This window comes from Pelagibacterium lentulum (assembly GCF_003992625.1).
GTDB lineage: Bacteria > Pseudomonadota > Alphaproteobacteria > Rhizobiales > Devosiaceae > Pelagibacterium > Pelagibacterium lentulum.
In genome coordinates this window covers 1-18,478 of record NZ_RZMW01000008.1, presented here as the reverse complement: position 1 = coordinate 18,478, position 18,478 = coordinate 1, and the positions used below count along the sequence as shown (strand labels likewise).

The window sequence follows — 18,478 nt, the reverse complement described above, 5'->3', positions numbered from 1 at the left end:
AAGAGCAGAACTTAAGCGTCTTTGCTGCGGTCAACTTCTTTGGCCTGATTGAGCGTCGTATCGGCCTCGCTCTTTGGCGCCTGATCGATTTCAGCGACCGGCTTTTCTTCTTCTGACATGCCTTTGCGGAACGCTTTGATGCCGCTGGCCACTTCACCCATCATGTTGGCAATCTTGCCGCGTCCGAACAACAGCAGGACAACGAGAGCGATAATCAGAAGACCCCAGGGACCTGGATTCATGTGTACCTCCTAGGTGCTTTATCGAGAACGTCAACTGCACGTCCTGAACTCTAAAAGCACGGTAAAACCATAACGACGCAAACCGCGTTTCATTCCCTCGCAGATGAAGAACGGTTTTCGATTGACCGGACGCCACACCGGCCAACGTGTTGAATGAGAGATATTGATAAACCGCGACGAAAACAAGGAGGAGATCAAGCAAAACACCGCGCAAATGGGTAGGGATCACACATTTGAGTGATCGTCATCCTCTCCACGCGTGTCCAGATCGAGTTCGACCTCGCCCATATCATCGGGATCGAGCGGCTCTTCGTCGTCACGCAGCGCCCCATCGAAAGGCACCGGAATCTGAAAGCTCGGTGGCACCTGGCTTGAGAGCAACCCTGCCCCCTTGAGTTCATCCAGACCCGGTAGATCACCCAAGACCTCCAGCCCGAAATGATCGAGAAAGGCCTCGGTTGTGCCATACGTCACAGGGCGCCCTGGCGTCCTCCGCCGCCCCCGCATTTTTACCCATCCCGCTTCCATCAGTACGTCAAGCGTACCCTTGGAAATGGAAACGCCGCGCACTTCTTCGATTTCCGCGCGGGTCACCGGCTGGTGATAGGCAATCACCGCAAGCGTTTCGAGCGCCGCGCGCGAAAGCGGTCGTGTGTCGGTTTCCTCGCGCCTTAGCAAAAAGTCGAGATCGCCTGCTGTGCGAAACGCCCATTTGTTGCCACGCCGCACGAGATTTACCCCGCGATCGGCATAGCTGAGCCGCAGCTTTTCGATCAGCACATCAATATCGGCCGCATCGGAAAGATATGGCAAAACATCTTTAGGATCGACAGGCTCGGCCGAAGCAAAGATCAGTGCCTCAAGGATGCGCAGATTGCGCGCCTCGACTTCCAGGTGCTCATGCTGTTCTGCCTGCTGTTCCATCATGCTTCTTCGCCTTGGCGCCGCCTGACATGCAGCGGTCCAAATGCTGTCGTTTGGCGCAGCTCTACCTTGCCCAGACGTACAAGTTCAAGCGAGGCAGTAAAGGTTGAAGCAAGCGCGGTCGCGCGCTCCTCTGGCCGCGCTAGATATTGCGCAAGATAAGAATCAAGTGCCACCCACTCGAAACTCTGCCCGATCAGCCGCTCGAGAATTTCGCGGGCTTCCTGCAAAGCCCATACCGTACGTTGAGCGGGCGCATATTCTGCGGGAATGCCGCGCTCTCGCTGCGCCGCATAGGCCCGCAGCAACTGATAAAGGTCGGCTTCCCAAAGGCTGTGCCTGGTCGTTGAAACAGGTTCGGGCATCCCTCGCCCGAACACTGCGATTCCCAGTCTTGACCTGTTCATCAAAGTGGAAGCCGCGTCCCGCATCGCTTCGAGGCGAGCGAGACGAAATTGCAGCAACGCCGCCATTTCTTCACCGCTCGGCTCCTCGTCATTATCCTGCTGCGGCACCATGAACCGACTCTTGAGATAAGCCAGCCACGCCGCCATCACCAGATAGTCGGCAGCAATCTCGATGCGCTGCTTGCGGATTGTTTCAATGAAGGCCAGATATTGCTCTGCCAGCGCCAGGACCGAAATTCCGCTCAAATCGACCTTCTGCTTACGCGCCAATTCCAGTAGCAGATCCAGCGGACCTTCATACCCGGCAACGTCAACGATCAACCGCTCGTCGGGGACGGGCTGTGGTGGCGTATCGTCTAACCAGTTCTTGGTCTGCTCGTTCATGAGCAAATGAAACCTGCGGGTAAAGTGGCAATATCACAAGGACCATTGCCACTCTGTTGCTTCCCGTCAAGCGCCGCTTTGGCGCTTAGCCTAGTTGTTCAGGACGAAACAGTCCCCGCCCTGAGCCCTTATGGCATTGCAGACGCTATTTGCTTCCGCAACGCTGGGCTGGCCGAGCCGCACGCGGTAATAGATACCGCGATCGTCAAGATCGACCCGGCTGACTTCCAACTCGCCACCATTGAACAGTGAACCGTATCGTGTCTGCAATTCGGCCATGCCTGCGCGCGCAACCTCCTCGCTGCGCTGGGACGAAAGCTGTACCCACGCCGCGATAGGTGCGTTAGACGCCGTGGTCGCCGGCGGCGGAGCCGGCGTTGCCGCAGGCTGCTGCAGCGTCGCAACTTCCGTTGTCGACGGCGGCGTGAGGGTCTGCGGCTGTGATACAGCCGGTTGCTGGGCTGAAAGGCCCTGCGGCCGCGCAATCGGGGTCGGGGCATTTCCGTTCTGTGAAGTGTTCTGGCTGCTCGGATCGAAAACGCCCACACCTGTCGGCGCTTCTTCACCGACGGCAATTGTAGCACTCTGGCCGCCCGCATCGCTTGCTGAGGCCGCTGGCTCGGGCGTCGCTGCACTCAAGGATTCAGCTCCCATCGCCGAAGCAATCGCTTGCCCGATCGGGTCATTGGCCAGCGCACTATCGGGCATGGCCGGGACATCCGGTCGGTCCACCGGCAGAACCGTACCACCCGCCATACTGTCTTCGCTGGTTACGATTGTGCCATCCGGGCGCACGGTAACGGTACGAACAGCCCGGTTCGCCAGTCCGATCTCGCCGTCTTCCGAACTAATGATCTGCGAAATCGTATTGCCGCTCGCGCCGTTGGTCTGATCGCGCGAAACCAGCACCTCTTCCCCGGTGGGGGCGTTGCCATCCAATTCGTTGAAAACGACGGATTGGCTGGCCGTGGTGGTATTGGTGGTCTGCTCGGGCTCAATACGGATCGGCTCGCCGTCTGCCGCGAGCACCGGCGCTTCGCCAGTATCTCCTTCACCGGAAAAGAACGTGAAATAAATCCCGCCAAGCCCGGCAATGATGAGCGTTCCCAAAAGCGCGGGCACGACCAAGCCGACAATACCGTCGCGGGAACGGCGGCGCGGCTTTTCCGAAACGTCCTCATGCTCGAAATAGTCGCCTTCCCCCGGCTCTTCCGCGACAGCGCGTGCGTGCAGGGGCGCCGCCTCAAATGCTGGCTCTGGCGTATAGAGAGGTTCCGGCTCTGGGACTGGCTCAGGTTCTGGCTGTGCCTGATGCTCTGGCTCCGGCGCTGGCTCGAATCGCCAATCCGGTTCCGGCGCATGCGCTGGCGAAACGGGCGCTGGCGCCGGTTCCGGCTCAAAAGCAGGCTCTGGCCGATACGCTGGCGCGGAGTTGACCGCCGCCGCCGCCGCTTGGGCTGCCAGAATGGCGGCCTCGGGCGATGAGGTCGTCTCAGGCCACTCCGTCTGGTCGTCGGAAAGAAAGCTCGATTTCACGCGGCGCTCGCCTACAGGCCCCGCTGCCGAACTCACATGAGCGGCCTGCCCGATCAGCGCTTCGATCTCGCTCAGCGGATCGCGCTCTGCAGCCTCAGGACGCGCACTGCGACCACTGGTGATTTCATCGGCATCGAACGACCAGTTCTCTAAAGCGTCTGCCGATACACTATTTTTCTCTGGCTCGGCTGAAGTGGACTCGCTCTCGAAATATGCGGCTTCATCAATGGGCGCAGCTTCAAAATCCTCATTGCTGTCGTCTTCCGCATTGGCGATCAAATCAGCGATAGGATCATAGGTGCTGTCGGCGTGCGGTGCGGCCTCCACCTGCTGCTCGGAGGCAAACAACTGCGGCTCGGGTGAGCGCTCTTCAGGCTCGTCCCATTCAGGCTCTTGCCGGGAGTGCCCCGCATCGTAAGCCTGCGGCTGAGGAGCAAATCCAAAATCGAAATCTGGAAGAGCCGCATCGCTTACCGAACGCTCATCACGAAAGCCAGGGGTTGCTTCAACATCCGGCTCTCGCCTTGCCTCAAATGCGGGCGCGCGCTCCCCCGAAATATCGGGCGACCATGATGGTTCCGGTCTAGCCGGAGATGCCTGCTCTTCAAGATCGCCTGCGGAAACAACCGGCTCGGCTTGCGTCGCTGGTGCATCCAGCGTCGGTTCCACTCTGCGCGGCGCGAGGCTACCACCGGAGGCATTGCGTGCATCTTGCGCGACGAGCCGCGCCAGTTCGGCAATCAGGTCATCGGAATCCTGATTGTCCGGCTGCTGGTCCTGCTTTGTCGTATCCATAGAGCCATGCCCCAAAACGTCTTGGTGTTGTCTTGCTGTCCTTTGAAAGGACAAATGAGCACTTGTCCACAGCAATGCGCCTTAATTATGAAAGTTCGTCAGGGGCGCTGACGCCAAGCAGCCCAAGACCGTTGAGCAATACTTGCCGAACACTATCCACAAGTGCGAGTCGTGCAACTGTCATTTTCGGGTCTGCTTGGTTAACAAAGCGTAACTCGGGATTTTCCTTACCTTTCGCCCAGAAGGCGTGGAACGCCGCAGCAAGATCATGCAAGTAAAACGCAAGTCTATGTGGCTCATGCGCCCGCGCGGCCGCGGCAACCTGACGCGGCCAGCCAGCAACCATTCGGACGAGCTCCAGTTCATCTTGCGAAGCAATAAGGCTCAGATCTGCCTTTGCCAGCATGTCAGGCGACAGATCGAGACCGGGCAAGTCGCGCGCCGCATTGCGGAACACCGAATGGGTCCGGGCATGAGCATATTGAACGTAAAAGACCGGGTTGTCCCTTGTCTGCTCCTTGACCAGTGCGAAATCGAAATCCAGCGGCGCATCGTTGCGGCGGAACAAGAGCATGAAGCGGGTTGCATCCGGCCCCACTTCATCCACCACTTCCGCGAGCGTCACCAGATCGCCGGACCGCTTGCTCATCTTGACCGGTTCGCCATTACGCAGCAGCTTGACGAGTTGGCAGAAGCGCACGTCCGCTGTTGCCTTGCCGCCGGAAACCGCCTTGACCGCCGCCTGAATCCGCGAGGCATAGCCCGAATGGTCAGCACCAAGAACGTCAATGATCGTTGTAAAACCCCGCATTACCTTGTTGCGATGATAGGCAATGTCGGCCGCAAAATAGGTATAGCTGCCATCTGACTTGATCAGGGCACGATCGGTGTCGTCGCCGAATAGGGTCGCGCGGAACAGGGTCTGTTCGCGATCTTCCCAATCTTCCGGCGCCTTGCCTTTCGGCGGCTCCAGCCGCCCTTCATAGACAAGCCCTTCCTCGCGCAGCCAATCGAGCGTCATATCGATGTCTCCGCCCTGCCCGTGCAGAGTCTTTTCGGAAAAGAACACGTCATGCTCGATATCGAGCTTTTTGAGATCGGCCTTGATCAGTTCGAGCATGGCCGCCAGCACATGCTGTTTGACCGGTGCCATCCAGGTGCTTTCGGGCTTGTCGAGCAGGCTGTTGCCGAATTCCGCCACGAGCGCTTTGCCGACCGGAATCAGATAATCACCAGGGTATAGCCCGGATGGGATCTCGATGGTTTCACCGAGCGCTTCCCGATAGCGCAGGAACGCCGAACGGGCCAGCGTATCGACCTGCGATCCCGCATCGTTGATGTAATATTCCTTGGTAACATCGTAGCCGGCATAAGCGAGAAGACTGGCCAGCGCATCGCCGTAAACCGCGCCGCGCGTATGGCCCACATGCATCGGGCCCGTGGGATTTGCCGAAACATATTCGACATTGACCTTTTCGCCCTGCCCCACATCGGACTTGCCAAAATCGCCGCGCAATTGGCCGACAGTCGCAATAACGTCCTGCCACACCTTTGGCTCAAGCCGGAAGTTCAGAAAGCCCGGCCCTGCCACCTCGACGGAAACCACGTCTGCGTCATCGGCGAAAGCCTCGACCAGTTTGTTGGCGACTTCACGCGGATTGGTCCCCAGCGGCTTGGCGACAACCATTGCAGCGTTGGACGAAAGGTCGCCATGCGCAGTATCGCGCGGCGGCTCAACCACAACGCGGCCCAAAAGCTCACGATTTTCCGCAAGCTGGGGATAGGATGTAATCAGCGCATCGGTGACGCGCCCTTCAAAAAGGGCAAAAATATCCATTGGGAACTCTGTAAACTGCCGGAAAAAAGCGCAAGGCTGCGGGTTATCGGAAATCCGGCCTTTCGTCAAACAACCGCTCATGCTCCTCAAGCGCAAACGGGTCTGTCATACCGGAAACGAAATCACGGACGGCACCGGCCCGCCCAGCGGCATCGGGCGCGTCAGCGAATATCTGGCGCCAGCGACCGGGTAGTGCGCCTTTGGAAAGATAAGCATCGAACAATCGCCCGACCACAGCCTCACCGGCTTCAACCGGGCCCATCACCCGGTCATGGCGATAGACGTTGGCAAACATGAAGCGTTTAAGCTCTTTTTCGGCCTCGGCCATGTCGGGCGGAAACGCGATAAGCGTTTGCCCGCATGTCCGCACTGCCTCCACATCGCTTGGCGCCACCTCGGCAATCTTGCCTTGGCTGAAGGCAATCACCGCCTCAATGGTCTGGGTAATCAGGCGGCGTTGTATTTCATGGGCCTGCCGGTTCTGCTCAAGTTTCGGCCAGAGCGTCAGCACTTCTTCGGCGATCGGGCCAACGAGCGGCACTCCGGGGAGATCGGAAATGTGCAACAGCCCTGCCCGCACTGCATCGTCTATGTCGTGAGCATTATAGGCGATGTCATCGGCAATCGCGGCCACCTGTGCTTCAAGGCTTGCATGAGTGGAAAGCCTCAAATCGCCCGGAGAAACGATTTCATCGAGTCCAGCGGGCAAGCCTTCTCTGGCATATTTGCCAAATGGTTTCCCATCAGCATCAACGATGGGACCATTATGCTTGAGAATCCCCTCAAGCGTCTCCCAGGTCAGGTTCAGCCCGTCATGGATCGCATAGCGATTCTCCAGAACCGTCACCACCCGTAATGCCTGAACATTGTGGTCAAACCCGCCCCATTGGGCCAATCGTTCGTTCAGCACCCGCTCACCGGCATGGCCGAACGGGGTGTGCCCAAGGTCATGGGCCAGTGCAACCGCCTCTGCCAGATCCTCGTTGAGCCTCAGCGCGCGCGCAATCGAGCGGGCAATCTGGCTTACTTCCAGCGTATGGGTCAGCCGCGTGCGAAAATGCTGCCCCTCATGCTGGAGAAAAACCTGGGTCTTGTATTGCAGGCGGCGAAAGGCAGTGGAATGAATGATCCTGTCGCGGTCGCGTTGAAACTGGTTCCGCGTAGGGCTGGCCCCGGTATCGAACAACCGCCCCCGCGACTGACTGGATATGGATGCAAATGGTGCCATTGCACGCGAGGAGAATTCATTCTCCATTGGCAGCCCCTTTTCATCGTCTTCAGACGATCTTATGTTAGAGTGCTTCCAGCAAAAGTGAAAACGGTTTTGCGGTTCGGAAGCACGACAAAACAAAGACTTAGAGCTTTCTCGATTTTGATACCATATAATAGGGAAAGCTAATATTTCAGATTTTCAGGCCACCAAATGTGGCAAACCGGAATTGCATGGATATGACGCAAGCCCAATTAGCACCAAACAACGTCGTTTTGACAGAGCGCGCGGCAAAGAGAATCCGCCGCATTCTTTCAAAGGAGGAGCCTGGCACCGTATTGCGGATTTCGGTATCCGGCGGCGGCTGCTCTGGCTTTCAGTACGAGTACGATCTGGTCAGGGAAAAACCGAATGACGACGACCTTGTTTTGACGCGCGACGAGGCGACTGTCTATATCGATTCCATGAGCCTTGAATTCATGGATGGTGCGGAAATCGACTTCGTTGATGATCTCATCGGCCAGTCCTTCCAGATCAAAAACCCCAATGCCATTGCCTCATGTGGCTGCGGGACCAGCTTTTCCGTCTGACCCGTAAAAATCGGGTGGCCGGGCCATCCATTCTGATGTGACCTCCACTTGAGCCAGTTTGGCTCGGCTTGGAGGAACCATGAGCATCGAATTCATCCTGACGGCAATTGTCGTCTGCCTTCTGCCCGGCACCGGGGTTCTCTATACGCTTGCTATCGGCTTGGCCCGAGGCTTTCGCGCCAGCATTTCGGCAGCCTTTGGCTGTACGCTTGGCATTGTGCCCGCCGCCTTTGCGAGCATTATTGGCTTGGCGGCGATCTTTCACACAAGCGCGCTAGCGTTCCAGACGTTGAAATATCTCGGTGTCGCTTATCTGCTATATATGGCTTGGGCGATGTTGCGGACCGGCGGAGCGTTGAGCATTTCCGAAAAACCTGTCGCCTCATCCCATATCCGCATTGCTGTCAGTGGCGCGTTGCTCAACGTCCTCAATCCCAAACTGTCGCTGTTTTTTCTCGCCTTCCTGCCGCAATTTGTGCCCGCGACGACGGAAAACGCGACCGAAGCCCTGGTCACTCACGCGGCCGTTTTCATGGGGCTCACCTTCATTACCTTCATCGGATACGGTGCCTGTGCAGCACTGGCGCGGGACTATGTTATCTCGCGCCCAACTGTCCTAAAGTGGATTCGGCGCAGCTTTGCCGGAACCTTCGGATTTCTCGGCCTGCGTCTCGCTTTTTCGGAACGCTGAGAGAATCGAGCATGCGCATCGCGACCTGGAACATCAACGGCATCAATGCACGCCTGGAATCGGTGCTCGCATGGCTCGATGAGGTCAAACCGGACATTGTCGGGTTGCAGGAAATCAAGACGATTGACGAGAAATTTCCGCGCGAGGAAATAGAGGCGCTCGGCTACAACATCGAAACCCACGGCCAGAAGGGATTCAATGGGGTTGCTTTGCTCTCGCGTGTGCCTTTCGACGAAGTCCATCGCGGATTGCCCGGCGATGATAGCGACGAGCAAGCGCGCCTGATCGAGGGTGTTTTTTCCACCGAAACGGGCGTCGTTCGCGTCTGCAATATCTACCTGCCCAACGGAAATCCGGTCGACTCGGAGAAGTTTCCCTACAAGTTAGGCTGGATGGACCGGCTCAATACCTATGTGGCCGAACGGCTGGAACTGGAAGAACCCTTTGTGCTCATCGGCGATTTCAACCTGATCCCCACCGGGCACGATACCCATGACGCAAAGGCATGGTGGGGCGACGCGCTGTTCCGGCCTGAAAGCCTCGAAAAGTTCCGCATACTAGCCAATATGGGCATGACCGACGCGCTGCGCGCCACCTCCAGCGAACCATCCTATACATTCTGGGATTTTCAGGGGGGCGCATGGCGCCGGAATGCCGGCATTCGCATCGATCATCTGATGCTGTCGCCGCACGCCGCAGATCGGCTAGAAGGCGTCAGAGTCCATAAGGACGTGCGTGGCCAAGACAAGCCATCCGATCACGTTCCTGTGGAGGGCACATTCGCCTTCGCTTAAATTCAATATTCTGCAAATTGCGGGCCGAGCGTGTCGGCAGCACGCAAAGCTGCCTCTATATGCGGTTGCTGGGCGGCCGACATCGCATATTCGGCCATTTCGCGAATCCAGCCCTCATCGCCCGTGCCGGCCGCACGCCGCGCTGCAATATTGAGCCACATCAGACCTTCAACTGGCTGCGCTTCAATGCCCTCGCCATTGAACAGCAAGGCACCGAGCCGTGCCTGTGCCCCCGGATGCCCCTTGCGGGCCGCCAGAGAAAGCCAACGCGCGCTTTGTAGTGGATTTGTACCCAGTGCTTCGGGATCGAGGAACATGACGCCAACACGATATTGCGCATCAGCGTCGCCGAAATAGGATGCGGCATGCATCATCAGCGCATGAGCGCGGTCGGTATCTGCATAGATTCCCGCATCGGGCACGCCATGCAGATAATAATCGCCCATCTTGACGAAAGACTGTGCCACGATATCGGCATCGAGCGACCGCGGAGGCGCGTCCGCGTGGTTATTGGCAATCTGAGAGAAGTAGTGGAACGCTCGCGAGGGGTCTTTCTCAACCCCTACGCCGGATTCATACATCAGCCCCAATTGCCACATTGCAATGGGCTGTCCGGCTTCGGCGGCATCCTGCAAGGCATACAAAAGATTATCGCTGCTCAGGTCCACTGACGCGCCATCGAGCATATGTGCAAGTTCTTGCGCAGCATCGACAGCACTCTGCCCCTGCGCGAGCGCTGGCTGTCCTGCCATCGATATACCCGAGTAAGCCGCAGCACATATCACGGCCAAACTGCAAAGATTTGGCATCACATACCTTCTCAATCCCTGCCGCAACGCCAGACCAACATTGGCCCGATACCGGCTGGATACTTTTACCATCTCATGTATCGCGACAGAAAAGCTGCCTGCCGCCAACCTGTTTATTTTATTCTTATATAAGCCCGGCTTTTTGAGCAGCGCTTTGTGCATCACCAACATGGCTTCGTGCTGATGAGCGGCAAAAATGCCACTTTTCCGGGTCTCTGAGCCATCATACCGCGGCATTGTGTCTGGATTAGAGCAAATCGGGCGCACCGTCCGCTCACCATCGGCATACTTCCTATCCGCAGCCGCAAAGCCTGCCGGATAAGATGCTCTTGCCAATTGGTTCATACCCTGCTCCTTCCTGGCGCCAACGAAGATTTTCGCTCTTCGCAACGTGCCAAGCTCACAGGACAGGCCAATTTGTGATTGCGCATTGGGCATACTTGCCCATTGCATCAAAAATCCGCCCACCCGCACAACGTTCTCCGGCGCGTTTAGGGTAAGATTGTGGCATTGCCGGTTAGCGAATTGTGACTCGCGGCCAGCCTGTCGAGACTCTTCGACAACTGTAGTAAATTTGCCACAAATGCGTTCGGGACCTGCGCCGTTCTGGCACAGGTCCCGATCAATTCATCAATGTTGGAACAGGATCGTTAACGCAAACGCTCGAGCGCCGATTGGATCTTGTCGCGCCGTGCTCTGGCTTCCTCCAGACGCTCCCGCTGCTCGGCGACAACCTCGTCTGGCGCCTTGGCAAGAAACTGCTCGTTGCCCAGTTTTTTCTCCAGCCCGGTGATCTCTCCATCCAACTTTTTGAGATCCTTGCCCAGCCGCAGCTTTTCCGCCTCGATATCGATAACCCCGGCAAGCGGCAGCGCCCACGTCGCTTCACCGACAACAAACTGCGCGGAGCCTTCCGGCACAGCATCGTCAAGCGCAATGGTTTCCACGCGCGCCAATCGCCCTATGGCTGCCCGATGCGTCTCAATCCGGTTTTCGGTCGTCTTATCCCCACCGACAACTGCGAGTGGCACCTTGGCGCCCGCAGGGACATTCATTTCGGTGCGCACCGATCGGATCGCGGAAATGACCTCAAGCAGCCAACCCATTTCCGCATCCGCTTCGGCAAACTCGAGCCCCTTTAGATCGGGCCAATCCGAAAGCATAAGGAAGCCGTCGCGCGCCGGGCCGGCCTTACCAGTCTCTGCCCAGAGTTCCTCGGTCACGAATGGCATGAAGGGATGCAAGACCTTGAGAATCTGATCCAGCGCCCAAGCTGCCGTTGCCCGCGTTTCCGCTTTAGCGGCCTCATCCTCGCCCATGAACACCGGCTTTGCCAGTTCGACGAACCAGTCGCAGAACGTGCCCCAGACAAAGTCATAGGCGGCATTGGCCGCTTCATTGAACTTGTAATCCTGAATCGCCCGCGTCACATCAGCGACGGCCTGAGCGGTTGAGCCCGCGATCCACTTGTTGAGCGAACTTGTCACTGCATAAGGATCGAAGCCTTCAACGCGGACACATTGGTTCATCTCAAGAAATCGGGCGGCATTCCAGAGCTTGGTGACAAAATTGCGATAGCCTTCGACCCGGCTCATAGAGAGCTTGAGGTCACGCCCCTGCGCCGCCATCGCGGCCAGTGTAAACCGGGTTGCATCGGCACCATATTCCTCTACCAATCCAAGAGGATCAATCACGTTCCCCTTGGACTTGCTCATCTTTTGCCCCTTCTCATCGCGAACGAGAGCATGGACATAGACATTGGCAAACGGCTCTTCACCCATGAAATGCATACCGAACATCATCATCCTGGCGACCCAGAAAAAGATGATGTCAAAGCCCGTCACGAGATCGGTCGTGGGATAATAGGTTTTCAGCTCCGGTGTTTCGTCCGGCCAACCCATTGTTGAAAAGGGCCACAGCGCGGATGAGAACCAAGTGTCCAGAACGTCAGGATCGCGCTCCAGCGCCGTTTCTGCACCATAATGAGCCTTGGCGGCGGCCAGTGCCGCCTCTTCGCTTTCCTCGACGAAAATATGCCCGTCCGGCCCATACCATGCAGGGATCTGGTGTCCCCACCACAACTGCCGCGAGATACACCAGGGCTGAATATTGTCCAGCCACGCAAAATAGGTGTTTTCCCAATTCCTTGGAACGAACCGTGTGCGGCCTTCGCGTACGGACGCCAGCGCCGGCTGCGCCAGAACCTCGGCATTGACAAACCACTGATCGGTCAGAAACGGTTCGATGACAACCTTGGACCGATCACCGAATGGCTGCATGATCTTTTTGTCCTCGACCTGTACCATCAGCCCTTCGGCATCGATATCGGCAATAACGCGCTTGCGCGCAACAAAACGGTCGAGTCCCCGATACTCATCGGGAACAAGGTTCATTTCCGAGACCATTTTGGTATCGAATTCGATCTTACCCTCTGCAATCTGCCGCGCGATTGCCGCCTGCTCCGCGTAAGGCGCGCCGTCCGCGCGCATTGAGCCTTTAGCATCCATCAGCGAATACATCGGGATATTGCCCCGCCGCGCAACTTCGTAGTCGTTGAAGTCGTGGGCGCCGGTAATCTTCACCGCACCGGACCCGAACTCGGGATCGGGATATTCGTCGGTGATGATCGGGATCAGCCGTCGGTGCTCTTTTGGCCCAACCGGAATTTCGCAGAGCTTGCCGACGATTGGTGCATAGCGCTCGTCATCGGGATGCACCGCGACGGCGCCATCGCCAAGCATGGTTTCGGGCCGCGTCGTTGCAATCGAAATATAGTCGCGCTCTTCGTCGACAATGATATTCCCATCCGCGTCTTTTTCGACATAGCGATAGGTTTCGCCGCCAGCCAGCGGGTATTTGAAATGCCACATATGACCCTCGACTTCGAGATTCTCGACTTCGAGATCGGAAATGGCGGTTTCAAATTGCGGATCCCAGTTGACCAACCGCTTGTCGCGATAGATCAGTCCTTCCCTGTGCAATTGAACAAAGACCTTGAGCACAGCCTTGGACAGGCCCTCATCCATGGTGAAACGCTCGCGTGACCAATCACACGATGCACCGAGGCGCTTGAGCTGATTAAGAATGGTGCCGCCGCTTTCGGCCTTCCATTCCCAGACCTTTTCGACAAAGGCTTTCCGTCCCATATCGCGCCGGGAGGGCTGCTGGGCTTCCATAAGCCTGCGCTCGACAACCATCTGCGTTGCAATCCCCGCATGGTCCATGCCTGGCTGCCAGAGAACATTCTTGCCCTGCATACGGGCAAAACGAGCGAGAACGTCCTGAATGGTATTGTTGAGCGCGTGCCCGATATGCAGCGAGCCTGTCACGTTCGGGGGTGGAATTACGATAGAATAGCTTTCGGCACCCGGCTTGCTGCCTGCTCCAGCGGCAAATGCGCCCGCTTGATCCCATGCCTCATAAATGCGCCCTTCAACCGATGCCGGTTCGTAGGTCTTTTCAATCATCGTTTCCACTTACCCATAACGTGAACAACCCGCCCCTGAACGGAGCGGGTTGGCAATTTACGCTCGCTTTAGCTGTAAAGCCAAGCACGGCGGGTGAGTCAACCCGGCGCAATCAAGTCTCGATTATCCGCCGCGGGAAACCCGCTCGATTTCCTTCTCGACCATCCGCTCTACCATGGATGGCAGATTTTCTTCCAGCCAGTCCTTGAGCATCGGACGAAGCATCTCGCGGATCATATTTTCGATTGTCAGGCCGCTGGCGCCGAGCGCCATATCGGATGTTTGCTTGGAAGGCGTGCCCAGCTTGGCAAAAGCGCTGTGCACCGCCGCCTTTGTAGCCGGTTCAAGCAGTTCGTTGGCCATGTCGGCGCTTAGCGTTGCATCCGGCATGGGTGCTGCATGGGCAAAGCTGGAGGGCTTTTCGGACTCGGGCTTGGCAGCGACTGGCATAACATCATTCTTGAGTTCGGATTCATCGAATGCCAAATCATTACCTTGGGCAACTTCGTTGGCAGCTTCAAGGCTGGCCGGAGACGGCATTTCCGCCTCGGGAATATCAAATCCGGCCGGCCCCTCTTCGGCTTCGTCATCATCGGCGATAATCTGCTCGGGCGAGAGCGCCAAAGGCTGCACTTCGTCGTCGTCATCGCTGAACGGATCGATCACTGCCACAGGCTTTGGCGCAGTGGTCTCGGCCTTGGCCTCTGGCTCAGATATGGGCGCCGGTTCCGGCTTGGCTGCTGCTGGCACAGCCTTGGCCGGCGCGGGTTTTGCCGGGGCAGCAGATGCAACCTTGCGTGCAGCAGGTTCATCGTCATCGGCGATAATCTGCCGGATTGACGAAAGGATTTCGTCCATTGTCGGTTCTTTGGAAGCCGGCTGACTCATGATTGCCCCTTCGATATTCAACGCGCCCTTACGGCCTAAACTCTATACAAAAAGCGCTCATCGCCAAACCTGGCGCGATTGATTCGCTTTCCAACACATTAACGCGACTGACTACGGCAAGAAACGGGGCAATTGCTTGCTCGCCCCCGTCTTCCACGGAAATCAGAGCGAGATCGTCCTGACATTGGTATTATTACGAATGGATCTGACCCTGAGCGGACCTTCCACGAAAAGAGCCGACCCAGCTTAACGCAGATTGCCCCACGCGTCGGTCGGAGCGGCTTGTACCGGCGTTGCAACCGGAGTGCCATCCACATTGCGCGGCTGCACGGCAAGGCCCAAGGACTGCGCGCTAAGATTACCGGTCGCCGCGATTAGCGAGAAGCCAGCGATTGACCGTTGCGCCTGCGCTGAAACCAAAGTCTCCTCCACATTGCGCAAACTTGCCCGTGCATCGAGCACGTCGAGCGTGGTCGCCTGCCCAACCTCGTTCTGGTCTATTGTTGCCTGCAGTGCCAAGCGACTTGCAGCAACCGCAGCGGTCGCAGACTCGATCTGAGATGTCGATGTCTGGACACCTGCCCAAGCCTGCCGCACTGCCTCAACAACCTGATCGCGCGTCGCAAAAGCTTGAAGCTCCGACTGTATCTGGCCGATATTGGCCAATTCCATCGCCGGGCCGCGCTGGGGCGTGTAGATGGGCACAGAAAGGCTTACGCCTACACGTGCCTGTCCCGCCACGGCATCACCTGTAAACCCGCCGGCACCAATTGAACCACTGAGCGAAATATTGGGACCGAAACCGGCGCGGGTTTCGTCGGCTTCATGCTGTGCGGCGCGAATTTGCGCCTGCGTTGCAAGCAGAGCCGGATGTCGGGACGTGGCATTGGCAAGCGCGCCGTCGAGTGAGCCGGGAAGCAGGCCGCCGAAATTGTAAGAGCCAGAAAGCCCGCTCGGTGGCCGCCCTACGTAGCGCTCGAAATTGGCTTCACTGGTCCGCAGATTGTTGATTGCCGCAAGATGCGCAGCCTCGGCCTGAGCCAGCCCGGCCTGCGCCTGCGCAACGTCGAGCTGCGTACCTTCGCCCAGTTCGAGCCGGTCGCGAGCCGATTGAAGCTGCGCACGGACAAAGCCGATATTTTCCTGGCGAATCTGGACGATCCGGCTGTCCCTTACGACATTGAAGTATGCTGTAGCCACCGAGAGCAGAATGTTCTGTTCGGTGTTACGCGCCCCCTGCACGGCTGCGTCGTACTTGGCCTCGGCGGCACGGATCGCTGCGTCGGTGGCATAATTGTCAAACAATGTCTGATTGTAGTTCAGGCCGATCTGATCGGTTGTTCCGTAATTGACATTTCCCCCGCCTGGAAACGTAAAAGTCTGCTCAAAAGAGGCTCCCGCCCCAATCGTAGGCAATCGCCCGCCCTGCGCAACGCGAATGGCCTCGCGCGCAGAACGCACAGACATAAAGGCTGAGGCAATATCAGGATTATTGGAATAGGCATGCGCCAGTGCGTCGTTAAGCGACTGCGCTTGCGCCCCCGCTGGCATGACCGTCAACACAAGCGCAACAGCGCCAAAACGAATGAACTTAAACAATGACATAACTGACCGCCTCCAGCGCGAGGCCAACTTAGTGCTCGCCCATCACGCTTTCAACGCCGAACACGCTAATTATACAAATTTTAATGTCCGGGCGGATCGGTTCGTTGTGTCGCGGCAACACTTTGGCTTTGGCAACCCAGCCAATGCCCGATTTTGCATCAGAACTGAAATTCTGCCGGCCGGGAAAAACCGGCAATAGCCGGCAAGCTGGCATTGAACGCGGTGCGCGAGAAAATTTCGTCCCCATGCCGAACATAAAGATGGGCGATCGCAGCATTACCCTGCCCGACGACGGCAACAAGCCGTCCGCCATCGCGCAATTGATCGAATAGCGTCTGTGGGACGATTTCCACCGCGCCTTCAACGATAATCACGTCGAATGGCGCTTCCTTTGCCACGCCCTGGTCCAACGGCCCGGCGACCACGGCGGCATTGCCTATATCGAGGGATGCCAGCGTATCGTTGGCCGTTGCGACAAGAGCCTCATCGCTTTCCAGCCCGACAACGGCATTGCCGAGCCCGGCAAGCACGGCGCAGGAATACCCGGTTCCGCAGCCCACATCGAGGATCACATCGTCACCGCCGATTTCCGCAAGCTGGATAAGCCGTGCAAATTCGGCCGGCGCGAGCATCGACCGCGTTTCGGACAGAGCGATTGCATCGTCAATATAGCTCAGCTCCCGGCGCGCTTCGGGCACGAATATTTCCCGTGGCACACGATTCATGACGTCCAGAATCCGCCAATTGGTTATCGCGCTGGTCCGCAATTGATTGTCCACCATGGTCCGGCGTGCGCGTGCGAAATCTTGCATTGTCTGGTGCCTTCTTCGTGCGTCTCGTGAGAGTCTGTTCGCCCTTGGTCAATAGCGCTGCCCTCGGGCTTTCGCAAGCAGTTTGGTCGCCCTCTGCAGGCAGGCTCAGTCCTTTGCGGCGGAACCTTGCCTGCAATTTATGCATTGTTCTTGAAAATACCGTTTTGGTATCATCATATATTAACCATGGCGACGACGAGGGAGGGATGCGTATGACCCGGATCAATTCCGCACGGCAGACCAACTCCATACTTCAGAAACAAGACGTGAAAGATATGGAACCCAGTAAACCGTTCCGCACGGCAATGCTCGAACTGTTTGAGATGGTTTCGGGCATCTATCAGGATTTGCGCGGCGACATTTCCGATACAATCGCCGACTTTTTCCGCCCAATGCGCAATTCATGGCGCAAGTTCCGAAACTGATGTCTTTCGGCATCTTGAAATAGTTATTGAAGCGCTGCCATATCCGGCGGCGCTTTTTTTGTACCGGCAGCGCCCAATTGCGCACAATGTGTGTTTATCGCGCAACAAACCTGAAGCTTGTTGGCCATGTCGTGCCCATACTCCAATAAACGGGACAATTATAGTTGCACCGTTTTGTCGCCTGCATTCTACTATTTGCAAAGAAACAATCTTAGGGTCCAAACCCAATCAGCTTATTGAATAGATGCTGCAAATCAGATTCTTTGGCTTTGGATTGAGCTGGAGGCGTTGATGAGCAGACTGTTTTGGTTGAGCGATGAAGCATGGGCGGCCATTGAGCCGCACCTCCCTCAGAACCAACCTGGGGCGCGCCGGGTTAATGACCGGCGGGTGATTTCGGGAATTATACATATGCTCAAGTGCGGCGGGCGCTGGGTTGATTGCCCTGTCGAGTATGGCCCTGCGACAACCGTTTATAATCGCTGGAACCGCTGGAGCCGTCGCGGCATCTGGGCACGCATCCTGGCCGCGTTAACCGAACAGGGCTGGATAGCCGAAACAGCCCAGATCGACAGCAGCTATATCAAGGCCCATCGCTGTGCAGGCGGGGGAAAAGGGGGGCGAAAGCCAATGCCATTGGCATCTCGCGTGGTGGCCGGACCACCAAGGTCCACGCGCTCGTCGATGTTCTGGGAAGGCCGCTCCGCCTCATCCTGACGCCCGGCAACGCCTCGGACATGACGGGTGCCGATCTGCTCATCACTCATACGATGGGCATGAAGCGGCTCATCGCTGACCGGGGATATGATGCCAATCGACTTCGGACCACTCTGCGCAGCCAGAACACTATCCCCGTGATCCCTGGCCGCAAGAACCGCAAGCGCATAATCCGTTACGATGAGAAGCGCTACAAGGACCGCTGGCGTGTCGAAGCCACGTTCTGCCGCCTCAAGGATTTCCGCCGTGTCGCAACACGATACGACAAACTCGCCCGGAATTACCTTTCCGCTGTCATGCTCGCGGCCGCAGTCGCATATTGGCTATGATTGAGTCTCGACCCTA

15 protein-coding genes and 1 pseudogene are annotated in these 18,478 nt (G+C 57.4%); 5 read left to right on the top strand and 11 right to left on the bottom strand.

What is annotated here, in order from left to right; all coding sequences use genetic code 11:
- Positions 1–11: 11 nt before the first annotated feature.
- From tatA to EO133_RS01815, 6 genes are all read right to left on the bottom strand, one after another.
- The gene (gene tatA, locus EO133_RS01840; protein WP_127070975.1) at positions 12–242 is read right to left on the bottom strand and encodes a twin-arginine translocase TatA/TatE family subunit; all 231 of its coding nucleotides are present in this window, start codon (positions 240–242) and stop codon (positions 12–14) included.
- Between the two features lie 225 nt (positions 243–467).
- Positions 468–1,169 carry an SMC-Scp complex subunit ScpB gene (gene scpB, locus EO133_RS01835; protein WP_127070974.1) on the bottom strand — a complete coding sequence of 234 codons (702 nt, stop codon included), beginning with the start codon at positions 1,167–1,169 and terminating at the stop codon, positions 468–470.
- A complete protein-coding gene (locus EO133_RS01830) occupies positions 1,166–1,957 on the bottom strand; it encodes a segregation and condensation protein A (protein ID WP_127070973.1) in 792 nt (263 codons plus the stop codon). The genes scpB and EO133_RS01830 overlap by 4 nt, the downstream gene beginning before the upstream one ends.
- A 90-nt stretch (positions 1,958–2,047) precedes the next feature.
- Entirely contained in the window at positions 2,048–4,288 is a 2,241-nt protein-coding gene (locus EO133_RS01825; protein ID WP_127070972.1) for an SPOR domain-containing protein, read from the bottom strand.
- An 85-nt stretch (positions 4,289–4,373) separates the two neighbouring features.
- A complete protein-coding gene (argS, locus tag EO133_RS01820) occupies positions 4,374–6,125 on the bottom strand; it encodes an arginine--tRNA ligase (protein WP_127070971.1) in 1,752 nt (583 codons plus the stop codon).
- Between the two features lie 43 nt (positions 6,126–6,168).
- Positions 6,169–7,380 carry a deoxyguanosinetriphosphate triphosphohydrolase gene (locus tag EO133_RS01815; RefSeq protein ID WP_127070970.1) on the bottom strand — a complete coding sequence of 404 codons (1,212 nt, stop codon included), beginning with the start codon at positions 7,378–7,380 and terminating at the stop codon, positions 6,169–6,171.
- A 194-nt stretch (positions 7,381–7,574) separates the two neighbouring features.
- Here EO133_RS01815 and erpA point away from each other — a divergent pair, with 194 nt between their 5' ends.
- The 3 genes from erpA (at position 7,575) to xth (ending at position 9,410) form a co-directional block, all read left to right on the top strand.
- Positions 7,575–7,925 (top strand): iron-sulfur cluster insertion protein ErpA, encoded by a 351-nt coding sequence (gene erpA / locus EO133_RS01810; protein WP_127070969.1) that lies wholly within the window; start codon positions 7,575–7,577, stop codon positions 7,923–7,925.
- A 79-nt stretch (positions 7,926–8,004) separates the two neighbouring features.
- Positions 8,005–8,616: a LysE family translocator gene (locus EO133_RS01805; RefSeq protein ID WP_127070968.1), complete on the top strand. Its 612-nt coding sequence runs from the start codon at positions 8,005–8,007 to the stop codon at positions 8,614–8,616.
- A gap of 11 nt (positions 8,617–8,627) precedes the next feature.
- Positions 8,628–9,410 carry an exodeoxyribonuclease III gene (gene xth / locus EO133_RS01800; RefSeq protein ID WP_127070967.1) on the top strand — a complete coding sequence of 261 codons (783 nt, stop codon included), beginning with the start codon at positions 8,628–8,630 and terminating at the stop codon, positions 9,408–9,410.
- 2 nt (positions 9,411–9,412) lie between these two features.
- Here xth and EO133_RS20120 read toward each other — a convergent pair whose 3' ends face one another.
- From EO133_RS20120 to EO133_RS01775, 5 genes are all read right to left on the bottom strand, one after another.
- Complete coding sequence (locus EO133_RS20120) at positions 9,413–10,162, bottom strand: tetratricopeptide repeat protein (protein ID WP_164734840.1); 750 nt, start codon at positions 10,160–10,162, stop codon at positions 9,413–9,415.
- Positions 10,163–10,869: 707 nt separating this feature from the next.
- Positions 10,870–13,686 (bottom strand): valine--tRNA ligase, encoded by a 2,817-nt coding sequence (locus EO133_RS01790; RefSeq protein ID WP_127070965.1) that lies wholly within the window; start codon positions 13,684–13,686, stop codon positions 10,870–10,872.
- 123 nt (positions 13,687–13,809) lie between these two features.
- Positions 13,810–14,574, bottom strand: coding sequence for a DUF2497 domain-containing protein (locus tag EO133_RS01785; RefSeq protein WP_127070964.1), 765 nt, complete (start codon positions 14,572–14,574; stop codon positions 13,810–13,812).
- Between the two features lie 246 nt (positions 14,575–14,820).
- Positions 14,821–16,179 (bottom strand): TolC family outer membrane protein, encoded by a 1,359-nt coding sequence (locus EO133_RS01780; RefSeq protein ID WP_127070963.1) that lies wholly within the window; start codon positions 16,177–16,179, stop codon positions 14,821–14,823.
- 158 nt (positions 16,180–16,337) lie between these two features.
- Positions 16,338–16,991 carry a protein-L-isoaspartate O-methyltransferase family protein gene (locus EO133_RS01775; protein ID WP_127070962.1) on the bottom strand — a complete coding sequence of 218 codons (654 nt, stop codon included), beginning with the start codon at positions 16,989–16,991 and terminating at the stop codon, positions 16,338–16,340.
- A 212-nt stretch (positions 16,992–17,203) separates the two neighbouring features.
- Between EO133_RS01775 and EO133_RS01770 the strand changes: the two genes are divergently transcribed.
- Together EO133_RS01770 and EO133_RS01765 are read left to right on the top strand one after the other, a co-directional pair.
- Positions 17,204–17,416 carry a hypothetical protein gene (locus EO133_RS01770; RefSeq protein WP_127070961.1) on the top strand — a complete coding sequence of 71 codons (213 nt, stop codon included), beginning with the start codon at positions 17,204–17,206 and terminating at the stop codon, positions 17,414–17,416.
- A gap of 291 nt (positions 17,417–17,707) precedes the next feature.
- A pseudogene (locus EO133_RS01765) lies at positions 17,708–18,462 on the top strand (IS5 family transposase).
- Positions 18,463–18,478: the final 16 nt, after the last annotated feature.